The organism is Novosphingobium sp., from assembly GCF_965214355.1.
In the GTDB taxonomy this organism is placed as follows: domain Bacteria; phylum Pseudomonadota; class Alphaproteobacteria; order Sphingomonadales; family Sphingomonadaceae; genus Novosphingobium.
Map to the genome: position 1 here is coordinate 2,448,450 of NZ_CBDCBI010000002.1, position 15,318 is coordinate 2,463,767.

The 15,318-nt window shown below is 62.0% G+C and carries 11 protein-coding genes; 3 read left to right on the top strand and 8 right to left on the bottom strand.

The genetic code is table 11. The features are described from left to right. Positions 1-205: 205 nt before the first annotated feature. Positions 206-1,690, top strand: coding sequence for an alpha-amylase (gene amyA, locus ACOOE2_RS11505; protein WP_420383141.1), 1,485 nt, complete (start codon positions 206-208; stop codon positions 1,688-1,690). Positions 1,691-1,741: 51 nt separating this feature from the next. Here amyA and ACOOE2_RS11510 read toward each other — a convergent pair whose 3' ends face one another. The 4 genes from ACOOE2_RS11510 to ACOOE2_RS11525 all read right to left on the bottom strand — a co-directional run bounded on the left by ACOOE2_RS11510 (position 1,742) and on the right by ACOOE2_RS11525 (position 6,898). Then, positions 1,742-3,148, bottom strand: a complete 1,407-nt coding sequence (locus ACOOE2_RS11510; protein WP_420383142.1) for an efflux transporter outer membrane subunit — start codon at positions 3,146-3,148, stop codon at positions 1,742-1,744. Then, complete coding sequence (locus ACOOE2_RS11515; RefSeq protein ID WP_420383143.1) at positions 3,145-4,755, bottom strand: DHA2 family efflux MFS transporter permease subunit; 1,611 nt, start codon at positions 4,753-4,755, stop codon at positions 3,145-3,147. Before ACOOE2_RS11515 ends, ACOOE2_RS11510 begins: the two co-directional genes overlap by 4 nt. Before the next feature lies 1 nt (position 4,756). After that, complete coding sequence (locus ACOOE2_RS11520) at positions 4,757-5,902, bottom strand: HlyD family secretion protein (RefSeq protein ID WP_420383144.1); 1,146 nt, start codon at positions 5,900-5,902, stop codon at positions 4,757-4,759. A 141-nt stretch (positions 5,903-6,043) separates the two neighbouring features. Continuing rightward, positions 6,044-6,898, bottom strand: coding sequence for a Ku protein (locus ACOOE2_RS11525; RefSeq protein WP_420383145.1), 855 nt, complete (start codon positions 6,896-6,898; stop codon positions 6,044-6,046). A gap of 122 nt (positions 6,899-7,020) precedes the next feature. Here ACOOE2_RS11525 and ligD point away from each other — a divergent pair, with 122 nt between their 5' ends. Continuing rightward, entirely contained in the window at positions 7,021-9,492 is a 2,472-nt protein-coding gene (ligD, locus tag ACOOE2_RS11530; RefSeq protein WP_420383146.1) for a DNA ligase D, read from the top strand. Positions 9,493-9,670: 178 nt separating this feature from the next. Here the strand turns inward: ligD and ACOOE2_RS11535 are convergent, their stop codons facing one another. The 3 genes from ACOOE2_RS11535 to ACOOE2_RS11545 all read right to left on the bottom strand — a co-directional run bounded on the left by ACOOE2_RS11535 (position 9,671) and on the right by ACOOE2_RS11545 (position 13,606). Next, positions 9,671-11,812, bottom strand: a complete 2,142-nt coding sequence (locus tag ACOOE2_RS11535) for a catalase (RefSeq protein ID WP_420383147.1) — start codon at positions 11,810-11,812, stop codon at positions 9,671-9,673. A gap of 95 nt (positions 11,813-11,907) precedes the next feature. Further along, on the bottom strand, positions 11,908-13,059 hold the full coding sequence (locus ACOOE2_RS11540; RefSeq protein WP_420383148.1) for a glycosidase: 1,152 nt from the start codon (positions 13,057-13,059) through the stop codon (positions 11,908-11,910). A 106-nt stretch (positions 13,060-13,165) separates the two neighbouring features. Continuing rightward, positions 13,166-13,606: a VOC family protein gene (locus tag ACOOE2_RS11545; protein WP_420383149.1), complete on the bottom strand. Its 441-nt coding sequence runs from the start codon at positions 13,604-13,606 to the stop codon at positions 13,166-13,168. Positions 13,607-13,702: 96 nt separating this feature from the next. Here ACOOE2_RS11545 and ACOOE2_RS11550 point away from each other — a divergent pair, with 96 nt between their 5' ends. After that, positions 13,703-14,665: a glutaminase gene (locus ACOOE2_RS11550; protein WP_420383150.1), complete on the top strand. Its 963-nt coding sequence runs from the start codon at positions 13,703-13,705 to the stop codon at positions 14,663-14,665. Between the two features lie 96 nt (positions 14,666-14,761). Here ACOOE2_RS11550 and ACOOE2_RS11555 read toward each other — a convergent pair whose 3' ends face one another. Continuing rightward, positions 14,762-15,043, bottom strand: coding sequence for a GCG_CRPN prefix-to-repeats domain-containing protein (locus ACOOE2_RS11555; protein WP_420383151.1), 282 nt, complete (start codon positions 15,041-15,043; stop codon positions 14,762-14,764). Positions 15,044-15,318: the final 275 nt, after the last annotated feature.

Here is a 15,318-nt window from a genome sequence, read left to right on the forward strand (position 1 = left end):
ATCCTGCAATAATTGCCCAGTTACGGGACATCATGTTTCGGCAACGCGGGGCGACCGGTTTTGGTCCACCGCATGGGTAATTATTTCGAAAACGCATGCCGCCACGGCAACCGCTGCACCATCAACACCTTGTCACCAAAGGGCGGTATGCAACCAATCGTGACCCCACGCGTTTTTGGTCCATAATCTGAACAATGGGGGCCGCATGACAAACCGCACGCTGTTGCAATTCTTTCACTGGTACACGCCCGGCGGCGGCAAATTATGGGGCGAAGTCGCGGAAAAAGCCGCATCGTTGGGTGAAATGGGCATCACCGATGTGTGGCTGCCGCCAAGCTACAAGGGCGCAAGCGGCGGGGCGTCGGTCGGATATGATGCCTACGATTTGTTCGACCTGGGCGAATTCGACCAGAAAGGAACGGTTGCGACCAAATACGGCGATCGCCAGGGGTTGGAGCATGCGGCCAAATCCTTGCGCGACGCCCAGGTCCGCGTGATCCACGATGTCGTGTTCGATCACAAGATGGGTGCCGATGACAAGGAACGCGTGACCGTTCAGCGGGTCAACGATGATAACCGCAACGAGAAAGAGGGCGATCCGTTCGAGGCGACGGCGTACACGCGCTTTACGTTCCCCGCGCGCAACGGCAAATATTCGAAATTCGTGTGGGACAAGATGTGTTTCAGCGGGATCGATTATGTCGAAGACCCCGATGCCACCGGCGTATTCAAGATCCTGAACGAATATGGCGACGGCGAATGGAACCAGGAAGTCGACGAGGAAAACGGCAACTTCGATTATCTGATGGGGTCGGATGTCGAATTCCGCAACAACGCCGTATATGAAGAGCTTAAATACTGGGGCCGCTGGTTTGCCGAGCAGGTGCCGTGCGACGGGTTCCGCCTCGATGCCACGAAGCATATCCCGGCGTGGTTTTTCCGCGACTGGGTCGGGCATGTGCGCGAAACGGTCAGCAGCGAATTGTTTGTCGTCGCCGAATACTGGGCTCCGGACATGGGCGCGCTTCAGGCCTATCTCGATAAAGTCGACAACCAGCTGATGCTGTTCGACGCTGCGCTGCAGATCCGGTTTTCCCACGCGTCGAAAGCGGGTGGCGAATTCGATCTGCGCACGATCTTCGACGGTTCGCTGGTCTCGGCAATGCCCGACAAGGCCGTAACCCTGGTTGCCAACCACGATACCCAGCCGCTGCAGGCCCTGGAAGCGGCAGTCGAGCCCTGGTTTGCACCGCTTGCCTATGCGCTGATCCTGTTGCGCGAACAGGGCATGCCTTGCGTGTTCTACCCCGACCTTTATGGCGCGAAATACACCGACAAGGGCACGGACGGAGAAGACTACGAAATCGACATGCCGATAATCGAGGGCCTGCCGAAACTGATCGAAGCGCGCAAACGCTTTGCCAATGGGCCGCAGACCGACATTTTCGATGATCCGCACGCGATCGCGTTCGTGCGTCATGGCACTGCCGAGGCGCCCGGATGCGTGGTGATACTGGCCAATGGGCCCGAAGCGTCAAAGACGATCGAACTGGGCGCCGATCATGCGGGCAAGACGTTTCATGATTACCTGGGCCATTGCGACGAGGATGCCGTGGCGGATGACGAAGGCCGCGTGACGGTGCGCGTCAACGGCGGCAGTGTCAGCGTGTGGGTGCCAAAGGAGGGGTGACGCCCGCTATCGAGCGTCATGGCGGACCTGATCCGCCATGACGCTCAGGCGTTACGACCACCCGCCACCCAGCGCCTTGTACAGCGCCACCAGGTCGGTCAGGTTTTTGGCCTCGGCCTGGATCAGCATGTCCTGGTTCGACTGCACCGCATTTTCCGCCTGCAACACATTGATATAGGTGACAAACCCGGTCGCATACTGGTCCTGCGCGATTGCCAGGGACTGTTTCGAGGAGTCGACCGCCTGCGCCAGGGCGGTCCGCCGCGTCTGGTCGGCGCGGATAAGGGCGAGCGCATCCTCGACATCGCGCAAGGCTTTGAGGAACGCCGACTGATAGGCCAGGTCGGCTGCCTTTGCACCATAGTCTGCATTGCGGATCTCGGCGCGGGTCTTGCCGCCGTTGAAGATCGGCAGACTGAACATGCCGATGCCGATGCCCGACAGATTGTTCGATGAAAACAGCCCGCCGACGCTCGGTCCGGCAAACGCGCCCAGCGCCATCAGGTTGATTTTGGGATAGAGATTGGCAGTCTGCACCCCGATCTGCGCGGTGGCCGAGGCCAGTTTGCGCTCCGCCTCGCGCACATCGGGCCGGCGGTCGAGCAATTCGGACGGCAGGCCGGCGGGCAATGGCGGTGGCACCACGATCGGCGCCGATGTTGCCACCAGGGTGCCATCGAGCGCGGCCGGCGCCAGGCCGAGCAGGATCGCAATCGCATGCGCCTGCGCCTTGGCCTGCGCCTCCAGCTCCGGGATTTGCGCGATCGCGTTGGACACCGCCTGCGACTGCTGGTTGACATCGAGGCTGGTCACGAACCCCACCTTGCGCCGCGCCGCGATCAGCGTGAATTGCCCGCGCTGTTTGTCGAGTTCGGTCCGGTCGATCGCGATGCGTGCCTGCAACGCGCGCAAGGTCAGGTAATCGCGCGCGACTTCGGCGATCAACGAGACCTGGCCATCGCGGTGTTCCCACAGGTCAGCCTGGGTGTCGGCCCGCGCACCCTCGATCGCCCGGCGCGTGCCGCCAAACAGATCGGGCTCCCACGAAGCGTCGAACCCGGCACTATAGGTATTCAGGCTTGACGGAATGATCGAGTTCGAGGCGCCGTTGGTGCGCAGATTGATCGCATTGGCGCTGGCGCTCAGCGTCGGCAATTCGGCCGCGCCGGTGACGATCTCCTGCTCGCGCGCCTGTTTCACACGCAGCCCCGACGTCTTCAGATCGGGATTGTCGGCAAGTGCGCGGCGGATCAGGTCGTTAAGCAGCGGGTCGTTGAACTGCGTCCACCACTGCGCCAGATCGCCAGCAGGCGCGGCCGGGCCTTGTGCTTCGGCATATGCGGGCGGCGTAGCCAGCGTCGGCTTGGCGTAATTGGGCCCGACGGTGCAACCGGCGACGCTGGCCAGCAAGGCGGCCATGCCGGCCATCCGCGTGACAAAAGGGCGCAAGTTGGTCATTCGTGGGCTCCGTCGTTCTGTCCGCGCAGAAACAGCATCAGCGGAAAGGCCGCGAGCACGACATACATCAGCACGCGAAACACATCGATATACGACAGCATCGCCGATTGCCGCGTGACCGTGGCGCTCAGCAGGCCCACGGCTTCGCGCATAGCAAGCGCGCGTGGCTGGCCATGTTCGACAAGCCGCTGCGTGATATAGCCGACGCCGTGCGTGTAATTGGGATTGAACGGATTGAGCGTTTCGGCCAGCCGCGCGCGGTGCCATTGCTCACGCTGCGCCAGCATCGTCTGCACGGTCGATATGCCGATCGTGCCGCCCAGATTGCGGGCGACATTCATCATCGCCGACGCCTGGTTGCTCTGCCCGGGTTTCAGCCCGACATAAGCCATATTGGTAATCGGTACGAACAGCAGCGGCAGGCCCACCGACTGGATCATGCGCGCAAACGCCGCATCGCTGAACGCCATGTTGGTGTTCAGATGGCTCATGTGCCACAGCGCAAACGCCTGGATCGCAAAGCCGGTGCCGATCAGCCACCGCAGATCGACCCGCCCGACCAGCACCCCGGTCAGCGGCATGACCAGCACCGTCGCGATCCCGCCCGTGGTCAGCGCCAGGCCGGCATTGGTCGCGGTATAGCCCATGACCTGCTGCAACAGCTGCGGAATGAATTGCGTCGTGCCGAACAGGATCACGCCGGTAACCATCAGGAACACGCTGCCGATCGCGAAATTGCGGTTGGCAAACAGTCCGATCGGCACGATCGGCTTGTTGCGGGTCAGCTCCCACGGGATGAACAGCGCGAACGACACCGCCGAAATGATCGCGAACGTCGTGATGAATGTGCTGCCGAACCAGTCATCTTCCTGCCCGCGGTCGAGCGTGATCTCGAGCGCGCCGAGCGCCAGCGCGATCAATACAAACCCGATCACGTCGATCTTCAGGCCGTTTTCCAGCAGTTTTTTCTGTGCCGCGATCATCGCCGGCGGTTCGGTGACATAGGATTGCACAAGGAACAACGACAGCAAGCCGATCGGCACATTGATCAGGAAGCACCAGTGCCACGAAAAATTGTCGGTGATCACGCCGCCCAGAACCGGGCCGATCACGGGCCCCACGATCACCACCAGGCCATACGCGGCAAATGCCATCCCGCGTTTTGCCGGCGGAAACGTGTCGACCAGCATCGATTGTTCGACCGCAGCCAGCCCCCCGCCCGCCGCGCCCTGCAACACGCGGGCTAGGACCAGAAACGCAATGTTGGGCGCCAACCCGCACAGCAGCGATGCGAATGTGAACACCGCGACCGAAATCATGTAATAGCGTTTGCGTCCGATCACATCGGCCAGCCACCCCGAAATGGGGATGACGATCGCGGTCGCGACCAGAAAGCTCGTCGTGATCCAGGTCGCCTCGTCGTAACTGACCGCCAGACTGCCCGCGATGTGATCGAGCGCGACATTGGCGATCGATGTGTCGAGCACGGTCATGAAGGTCGCGATCGAGATAACTGCGACGATCGACCATGGATTGCGATCGCCCGCTACCGATCGCTCGTCGGTCCAGCCTCCATCCTTGGCATTTGCAGGCGTTGCATCGGCCATATCATCGCACCCGGACGGTGGGTTCTACCGACATGCCGGGGCCGAGCACGCACTCCTTGGGCAAGGCATCGAAGGCGATCTTGACCGGCACGCGCTGGACGACTTTTACGTAATTGCCCGTCGCGTTTTCGGGCGGCAGGATCGCAAAAGCCTGACCCGCGCCGCGCTGGATTGAATCGACATGCCCGTGCAGCGTCTGGCCCGGACAGGAATCCACCACGATCGTGGCGGGTTGGCCGGGGCGCATCAGCGCCAGTTGCGTTTCCTTGAAATTGGCCGTGACGTAGATCCCCAGCGGCACGATCGCGAGCATCTGGCTGCCCGGTTGCACATAATTGCCGACCGCCACGCTCAATTGCGCGACATGGCCGTCGACGGGGGCAGCGATCCGCGCATAATTCTCGGTGATATTGGCCTGCGCGATCTGCGACTTGGCCGCATCGACAACGCCCTTTTGCGCACTTACCTGCGTAAGGCTGGCGCGAACCTGATCAAGCTTGGCCTGCGCCGCGCGCAAGGCGCTGTTGCGCTGTGCTGCAGTCGATTGCGCATCGGCGCGCGCCTTGTCGTATTGCTGCTGCGCCACGGCCGAGACATTCAGCTTCACCAGCGCGTGGTACCGCGCCAGATCGCGGGCCGCATTATCGGCACTGGCCTGTGCTGCGGCGACATCAGCCAACGCCTGCTTGTACGTGTCCTGATCGACATGGATCTGCGCACGTGCGTTTTTCAGCTGGCCGACAGCTTGCGCATATTGGCCCTGGGTCTGTGCGACTTTGGTCTGCGCATCCGCGGAATCGATCGTGACCAGCATTTGTCCGGCGTGCACCAACTGGTTGTCGGTCACGGTCACCGAAGTTACGCGGCCGTTGATCTGCGGCGCCAGCTGAACCAGATGCGCATCGACAAACGCGTCGTCTGTCGACTCGAAATTGCGCGCATGCAGCCAGTACAGGATGCCACCGACGATCAGGGCCACCGCAACCACTGCGCCAACGATCAGCAGTACCGGATGCTTGCGCAGCGTGCCACCAGAATCCTTGTCCTTGCCCTTGTCGTTCTGTTCGTTCTGGGCCGCATCTTTTGAAGGCGTTTCGGATTGATCGGACGTGGCCTGGTCTGACGGAGCTGGATTATCGTCAGGCATCGGACTCCAATCGTTTCAACAAGGGCCGGCGAGTGCCGCACGGCCAACCGGACGCGCGATGTGTACCGCCGTCATGTCCACAACACACCGGCGCGTCATAGGATCCATGGCTTTTATGGGTTCGGCACAAAAGGGCAGGCCTCAAGCCTTTTTGCGCGCGCCGCTTGCCGCTTTCTTTGCCGGCGGCGCTTTTTCAGACGTTTTCGCCGAGCCCGGGGACCCGAGCGATTTCTTCAGCGCCGCCATCAGGTCGACCACGTTGCCCTTGCGCGGTTCGCTGGCGCTATCGTCGTCGATCGTGATCGTCTTGCCCTTTTTCTTGCGCTCGATCAGGTCCTTGAGCGCGTCGACATAGCGGTCGTGAAACTCGGCCGCGTCGAATTTGCCGGTTTTCTTGTCGATCAGCGTTCCGGCCAGGTCGAGCAGATCGGGATCGGGCTCGGCATCGCCGATTTCACGGAAATAGCTCGCCGCCTTGTGCACTTCGTCGGCATAGCGCAGTGTTTCCATGACCATGCCGCGCCCGCAGGCCTTGATGCTGACGACGTATTCCCTCCCGCGCATGGCCAGTTGGCCAAGCCCGATCTTGTGGCTTCGCTTCAGCGCCTCCCGCACGACGATGAAGGCTTCCTCGGCCAGATCGTCGGCAGGAACGACGTAATAGGGCTTGTCGAAATAGATCGCGTCGATCGCATGGCTGTCGACAAACTGGGTCAGCTCCAGCGTCTTCTTGCTCTCCAGCTTGACACCCTCGATCTCTTTTTCATCGAGCAGGACATAGCTGCCTTTTTCGTATTCGAAGCCCTTGATGATCTTGTCGACATCGACCGGGCCGATACCTTCCACTGTCTTTTCGTATTTGATGCGTTGCCCGGTAGGCTCGTAGATCTGGTGGAACGCGACCGCGGCGCCGTTTTTGGTCGCCGAATAGATTTCAACAGGGATCGAGACGAGCGCAAGCCGGATCTGTCCGCGCCAGTAGGGTCGTGCCGCCATCGTGATGTTCCTCGTGCCTGTCACGGTATCAATGCGCCAGTGCGCGATTGGAGCCATGAACTTCTGCCGCGCTGGTGCGTTCCATCACGGCCACCAGGAGTTTGGCACTAGGAGTTTGGGCGATGGTGTCGAAGACCGCTGCGAAATCTGCTGCCGCCGACCCGCTCGAAACCTATCGGGCCAAGCGCGACTTTGGCAAAACGCGCGAACCGTCGGGCGGAACTGGCAGCGTAAAAGGCAACGTGTTCATTGTGCAGAAGCACGACGCGACCCGGCTGCATTACGATTTCCGCCTGGAACTCGATGGCGTGTTGCTCAGCTGGGCAGTGACGCGCGGGCCGAGCGCGAACCCCGATGACAAACGCCTGGCGGTGCGGACCGAAGACCATCCGCTCGACTATGCGACATTCGAAGGCACCATCCCCAAGGGCGAATACGGCGGCGGCACGGTCATGCTGTGGGACAGCGGCACGTGGGATACGGTCCAGGGCAAGGACCCGCGCAAGACTATACCCGAGGGGCATCTGCATTTCGTCCTGCACGGGAGCCGGATGAAAGGCGAATGGATCATGATCCGCCTGAAACCGCGCGGCAAGGAGAAGCACGAGAGCTGGCTGTTGCGCAAAGTCGCCGATGAGTACGCCGGCGGCTCCGACGACCTGATCGCGACGCATCTGACCGGGGTGAGCAGCGGCCTGACGATGGCGCAGATCGCCGAGGGCAAGACCGCGGAGAAAAAGGCCGCGAGGAAGAAGCCGGGCAAAGCCACCAAAGGCAAAAGCGCCCTCCCCCCGTTTCAGCCCGTGCAGCTGGCCACGCTGGTCGATCATGTGCCGGCTGGCAACGCCTGGCTGCACGAGATGAAATACGACGGGTATCGCACGCTGATCGCGACGGGCGGCGGCCAGGGGCGCGCCTATACCCGGTCGGGCCTCGACTGGACCGAAAAATTCGCCGGAATCGTCGATGCGGCGACCGGTCTCGATGCCTCTGCCATGCTGCTCGACGGCGAAGCGGTCGTACTCGATACCGAAGGGCGGACCAGTTTCCACGCGTTGCAGGGCGCACTGAAGGATGATCGCGCGCAGATCCTGTATTATGCGTTTGATCTGCTGTCGCTCGATGGCCAGGATCTGACCGCGCTGCCGCTGACGGAGCGCAAGGCAAAACTTGCCGCGCTGATCGGCGATGGTTCGCCGAAAATCCGCTATTCGGGTCATATTGTCGGGCGCGGCGAAGAGCTGTTCGAGACGTTCTGCAAGGCCGGGCTCGAAGGCGTCGTGTCGAAACGCGCGGACGCGCCGTACAGCGGCTCGCGATCGGGCGCCTGGGTCAAGACCAAATGCATTCAGCGACAGGAATTCGTGATTGTCGGCTGGACCCCGTCGGACAAGCAGCGCGGGTTTCGCGCCTTGCTGCTCGGGGTGAATGATGACGGCAAGCTGCGCTATGCGGGCAAAGTCGGCACCGGGTTCGACACTGCAGAAATCGACAAGCTGATCGATCTGATGATGCCGCTGGCGACCGACACGCCGACTGTCGAGGCGCCGCGCACGGCGGTGCGCGGCGCGCACTGGATCAGGCCGCAGCTTGTCGCCGAAGTCGCGTTCATGGAAGTGACGGCGGACGGGGTATTGCGGCATTCGAGCTATATCGGGCTGCGCGAGGACAAGCACGCCGAGGCGGTGGTGCTGGAAAAACAGGCGCCGGTCGCCGTCGTCGAGGCCCCTGCGTCCCCGGTGAAAATCACCAATCGCGATCGCGTGATCTTTCCCGAGGGCAAGATCACCAAAGGCGCGCTGGCCGATTATTACCAGCAGGTTGCGCAAGTGATGCTGCCGTGGGCCGGCAGCCGGCCGATCAGCCTCGTGCGCTGCCCGCAAGGGCGGGGCAAGGCCTGCTTTTTCCAGAAGCATGACGCCGGCAGTTTCGGCGATCATGTCCACCACGTGTCCATCGCCGAGAAGGATGGTCACGAAGATCCGTATCTGTTCGTCGATGACGCGGATGGCCTGGTCACATGCGTGCAGATGGGCACGATCGAATTCCACGGCTGGGGCGCGCGTATCGAAAACGTGGAAACGGCCGACCGGCTCGTATTCGATCTCGACCCCGATGAGGGGCTGTCGTTCAAGGAGGTGATCGCCGCAGCCGTCCATGTCCAGGACTTGCTCGGCGAAATCGGGCTGGTGACGTTTCCGATGGTCACCGGCGGCAAAGGCGTGCACGTGATCGCGCCGCTGACTCCGCAGGCTGAATGGCCGGCGGTCAAGGATTTTGCGCACCGGTTTGCAACTGTGCTGGCGCAGTCGGAGCCCGATCGGTTCACTGCGGCTTTGGCCAAGGCAAAACGCAAGGGCCGGATATTCGTCGATTACTTGCGCAACCAGCGCGGCGCGACAGCGGTGATGCCATACAGCGTACGAGCGCGTGAAAATGCGCCGGTCGCGGTGCCGGTGACGTGGGAGGAATTGCGCACGATGGATGCAGCGTCGCACTGGCATCTGAGTGACGCGACTGAACTGATCAGGCGTGCCGGGTCAAAGGACCTTGCCGGCTGGGGCCGCGCAGACCAGGTTCTGCCTGATCTTTGAAAGCCCTCCCGCTGACGGCTACGGCATTCACACAAGTCTTTTAGCCGTCTGTTTTCAAACACCATCCGCTCACGCTGAGCCTGTCGGCCGAAGGCCAGCGAAGCTAAGCACACGCGCCGACGCCCGCAGCAAGCGTCGTAAACCCCTCCCCTTCAGGGGAGGGGCTTTGAGCCAAGTGTTATGCGTCGGGGTTCACGCCAGCTTCGCGCGGCCAGAAGCGCAAGGCGCGGGCAGATTCAAGGAACGATTGCGCATCGGCGCCTTTACCCAGCGCTATGCACGCATCGTCAAGATCGTCGGCAATGCCGGCCTTGACCAGGATCGGCTTCGCACTGGCATTGTAACCGATGTATTTGCAGTGCGCAAAGGCATCGCTGACAAACGCCTTGGCCGCGGCATCCTTGGACAGCAACGCGGCCGCTTCATCCGAAACCACCAGTGCGACGGCGTCGTAGAGTACCGAGGGGCCACCATCGATCGTCTGCTGTGCCGTCACCAGCGTGCCATCGGACAGGGTTACGCCGACGATCTTTGGCGCGATCACATCGCATTTCGCACCTTCGGCCTTGAGCGCTTTCATCAGCGCGTTGACCAGCTTTGCATCGGCGCCATCGCTGAGCAACAGGCCCAGCTTGCGTCCCTTGAACGTGCCGGGAGGGTTCTTGACAATGCTCAGCGCATCGGACGTCGGCAGGTCCATGATCGTGGGACGTGCGGCAACCGCGGCTTGCGGCAAGTCCAGGCCGAGATTGTCCGCCACGGTCTTCGCCAGCTTGTCGTCGATATTGAGCAGGTGCGACACCACGCGTGAGCGGATGTCGGCGCGCTCTACTTTCGACAGTTCGAACACCAGCGCATCGCCGATATGCTTTTGTTCGATTGCGGTCTGGCTCATCAGGAATTGCCGCGCCTGGCTGTAATGATCGGCAAAGGTTTCCGACCGCACGCGCTGCTTGGGGCCATCGGCGGTGGCGGGGAAGCTGGCAAAACCGCGCGCGGGATCTTCGCGCGGGCCGCCATGCGTCGGGCCCCAGCTGTTGGGCTCGTAATTGGCGCGACCCTTGGGATTGGTCATCGCCATGTGGCCGTCCTGCTGAAAATTCGCCATCGGGCATTTGGGCGCATTGATCGGGATATGCGTGAAATTGGGCCCGCCCAGGCGTTTGACCTGCGTATCGAGATAGGAGAAATTTCGCCCTTGCAGCAGCGGATCGTTGGAGAAATCGATGCCGCGCGGCACGTTCTGCGTGCAGAATGCGACCTGTTCGGTTTCGGCAAAGAAGTTGTCGACAACGCGATCGAGCACCAGCTTGCCGACGATGCGCACGGGCACCAGTTCTTCCGGGATCAGCTTGGTCGCATCGAGCACGTCGAAATCGAAACTGTCGGCAAAGTCGTCGTCGAACAGCTGCACGCCCAATTCCCATTCGGGAAAATCACCGCTGTTGATCGCATCCCACATATCGCGGCGATGAAAATCGGGATCGGCGCCGTTGATCTTGACCGCCTCGTTCCAGACCACCGATTGCAGGCCGGGCTTGGGCTTCCAATGGAACTTGACGTACGTCGACTTGCCTTCGGCATTCAGCAGGCGGAAGGTATGGATGCCAAAGCCTTCCATCGTGCGCAGCGAACGCGGGATCGTGCGATCGGACATGATCCACATGATCATGTGAAACGCTTCGGGTGAAAGGCTGATGAAATCCCAGAAATTGTCATGCGCGGTCTGCGCCTGCGGGAAAGCGCGATCGGGCTCTGGCTTGGCAGAGTGGATCAGGTCGGGGAACTTGATCGCATCCTGGATGAAGAACACCGGAATGTTGTTGCCGACGAGATCCCAGTTGCCTTCCTTGGTATAGACCTTGACCGCAAATCCGCGCACGTCGCGCGCCAGATCGGGCGAACCCTTCGATCCGGCCACGGTCGAGAACCGCGCGAACGCCGGCGTGCGTTCGCCCACGCGCTGAAACACATCGGCGCAGCTGACATCGGACAGGCTGTCGGTCATTTCGAAAAAGCCATGCGCTGCATAGCCGCGCGCATGAACCACGCGCTCGGGAATGCGTTCGTGATCGAAATGAAACATTTTTTCGCGGAAATGCGAATCTTCGAGCAGTCCGGGACCCCGTGCGCCCTGGCGCAGGCTGTTCTGGTCATCGGCGACCGCAATGCCCTGCTGCGTGGTCAGGGTCGCGACATCGCCGCCGGCAACTTGATGCGTTTCTCCGCCGTTGCCTTGTGGTTCGCCATAACTGTCGGAAACAGCGAAATCGGAGTTACTTTTCTTGGTTGGTTTTGGCGATGCCGGTTTCGTGGCCATGGTTCATCCTCGTTCTGCCTGCGGTGGGCAGGCGCTCATGAGGTTAACCCCTCCGGCAGCGCTATGTTGCGTCGGCGGCCGAAAAAATGCGCGGCCTACTCGCCCGGGACAAAATGCGATTTGGGAATGTGCGTAATGCGGCATGCCAGGTCGGCCTCGCCCGATGCGACGATATAGTGCCCGGGTGCGCCCGCGGTGTCCCCATCGGCGATGCCGGTCGTGAACACCACATCGCGCAGGTACAGCTGATGCTCGATTGGCCTGGTCAATTCGGGATTGGCCTCGATCAGTGGCGCGTCCCCTGCCCGTAGCACGATCGACGGGTCTTGCAGGTCGAGCAGCGTCCAGTACGTGCGATATATCCCGACGATCTCCTTTGGCTCGACACCGTGCCACAGCGTCAGCCAGCCATCATGTGTCAGGATCGGCGGCGCACCGGCGCCCATCCGCGCGGTGGCGACCGTGCCGGCGTGCGGGCGCAGACCGGGTTCGCGATGCGGTTTCCAGTGCAGCGCGTCGGGCGATGTCGCCAGGTTGATCGACGGCCCGGCGCGCCATTCGCTGCCCGGCGGATAGGCAAAATACAAATGGCCCAGCGGCCGCGTCTGTGCCCAGTACTGGCCGCCGACAAGCCCCTCGAAAATCAGCATATCCTTGTTCTGATGATCGAGCAGAATGTCTTCGAACGTCCAGTCGAGGCCGTTGACCGAACTGTACAACGTGGCCGACTGGCGTTCCGGGCTGACCGAGCAGGTCGTCATCAGATAGCGATCGCCGACTTTGCTGATCCGCGCATCTTCCACGCCATAGCACTGGAAACTGAATTGGGGCGTGATCGCCTTGTCATAGTGGATCGCCACGCGTTCAAGACCGTCAGGCGTCAGTTCGACCGGAAGCAGCCACGAGATCGAAGTGAGTGCAATGATTGTCCACCCGCCGCCGCGCTGGCTGATCGTGCGCGGATCGGCAGTATCGACATGCTCCAGCAGCCAGGCATCGAGCACGTAACGTCCACCATCGTCGGTGGGTTCCCAGCGGATCGAGCGGACCTGGCCATCGCGGATCGGCGTGCGCAGCGCTTCTGCAATCCGCACCATCATCAGCAGATTGCCATTGGGAAGGCGCGTGAAGCCAGGGTTGAACGCGCCCAGGACATACGTTTCCTCACCCAATTGCCCGGCGAGCGGAGAGCGCGAAAGGTCGATATCGTCAGGGACGATGACCAGTTTATCGATGGCGTGCGTCAAATGGACACCTTTCTAAATCGCGCCGGCGCGCGCGATATTGGCACAGGGCGCCCCGCGTCGCGACGTTGCCCGCGTCGACCTGGTCCGCCGCGTCGGAGGGGCAACGTCACTTGGTCACCGCTTGCCACAGTTCGATCTTGGTGCCGTCGGGGTCGAGGATCCAGGCGAACTTGCCGGTCTTGTCGGCTTCGACTTTCAAGATAGCGACGCCTTTTGCCTTGAGCCGTGCGACGTAGGCGTCGAGATCATCGACGGCAAAATTGATCATGAAATCGCGGTGTGACGGCGCGATCTCGTCGCTGTTTTCGGGCATCGCGTTCCACAGCGCCATCGGCGGATGGCCCGGTGCATCATAACGCAGGATCGCCCCGCCCCATGGCTCGAGCGCAATGCCGAGCACGTCGCGGTACCATTTCGCCAGCGCCTTGGGATCCTTGCTCGTGACGAAAACGCCGCCAATCCCGGTGATATGCGCGCCCGGTTCTGCGGCCAATGCCGGCGGCGACAGCAGGACGGCGGCAAGCGCAATCAGGCTCACACGTTTCATATCCCTTACTCCCCATAACCGGCGACGATCCGTCCAAGTAACCACCTTGCCGCAGCCAATTCAATATGAAAAAGCGTTCTGCAACGGGAGCATCCTTTGCACAGTCATTCGCTCGACCTAAAGGCGATCACCGCCGAAATTGCCGCCGAGATCGCCCGGGCGACGGATCGCGGGCTGGTGGCCGATTATATCCCGGCGCTGGGGGCGATTTCGCCGGCGCATTTCGGCATGGCAATCGTGCTGGCGGATGGCACATGCCACCTGGCGGGCGATGCCGACGTGGCGTTTTCGATCCAGAGCATATCCAAGGTGTTCAGCCTGACGATGGCGCTGGGCGCGGTCGGCGATGCAATCTGGAAACGGGTTGGACGCGAGCCGTCGGGCAGCGCGTTCAATTCGATCATCCAGCTGGAAACCGAGCGCGGCATCCCGCGCAATCCGTTCATCAACGCGGGCGCCATCGTCGTGTGCGACATGCTGCTGGGCCGGTACGAGCCGCGCGAAGCGATCGGCGATATGTTGCGGTTCGTGCGGTCGCTGGCCGATGACGGTCAAAGCGGCGATGGGGACATCGTGATCGACGAACATGTCGCGCGCGGCGAGGCCGAAACGGGCTTCCGCAATATGGCGCTGGCCAATTACATGCGCGCCTTCGGCAATATCCATCACCCGGTCGAGCGCACGCTGGGCCTGTATTTCCACCAGTGCGCGATCGCGATGAGCTGCCGGCAGCTCGCGCTCGCCGGGCGCTATCTGATGGCGGGCGGGCGCAATCCCGCAACCGGGCGCTCGGTCGTTTCGGCGCAGCGCGCGCGCCGGATCAACGCATTGATGCTGATGTGCGGCCATTACGACGGCTCGGGCGAATTTGCCTTCCGCGTCGGACTGCCCGGAAAATCCGGCGTCGGGGGCGGCATTCTGGCGATCGCGCCGGGCGTCGCATCGATCGCGGTTTGGTCGCCCGGCCTGAACGAACGCGGCAATTCGCAACTTGGCACCCTGGCCCTGGAGCGCCTGGTCCGGAAAACCGGCTGGTCGATCTTCGAGCCCGTCCCCTGAAAAAGTGCAGACTGCATTGCGAGGCGGGTCGGGCGAGTGCGGGCCGGGCGAGTGCGGGCCGGAACTGCAGTGCCGGCCCGCCGATCGCGCCAATGCTTAGTTGTAGCGCCAGTGGCCTTCACGGCCGCCACGGTGCGCCCAATAGCGATGACCGTCCCAATAGCCACGGCCGTGGTAAAAGGTACCAATCCGCGGGGCGCCGACTATGCCGACAACCGGTCCGCCGCCGACGATGACCGGGCCAGGGCCGCCGTTGGGGCGGCAATGGCCATACGGCCCACGGTGGAAACCGGGGCCGCAGCCATCGCGGGCTTCGGCCGACGCAGTCGAAACAAGGGCCACACCTGCGGCCATCGCGATCATCAACAGCTTGTTCATGATACCATCTCCTTCATTCCCCGCGCCGTTTTAGGCGCCGGGCATTGGTTTGAACGCATGCCGGGCGGATGACGTCGTCGCCGACGTGTTCCCGCCACGATGCTGTAATGGTCGAGCCCGCATGAATGGTGCATGACATCAGAAATAACCCGATGTTCAGGTGCCTGATCACTCCGTCGTATGGCGAAAGCAAAGTATGTGAAGGGGAATGGTGCGGAGTCGGCCAAGACGCGCCACCCTCGCCACAGTACGTATAGTGTCGGGCGATTGCCGCG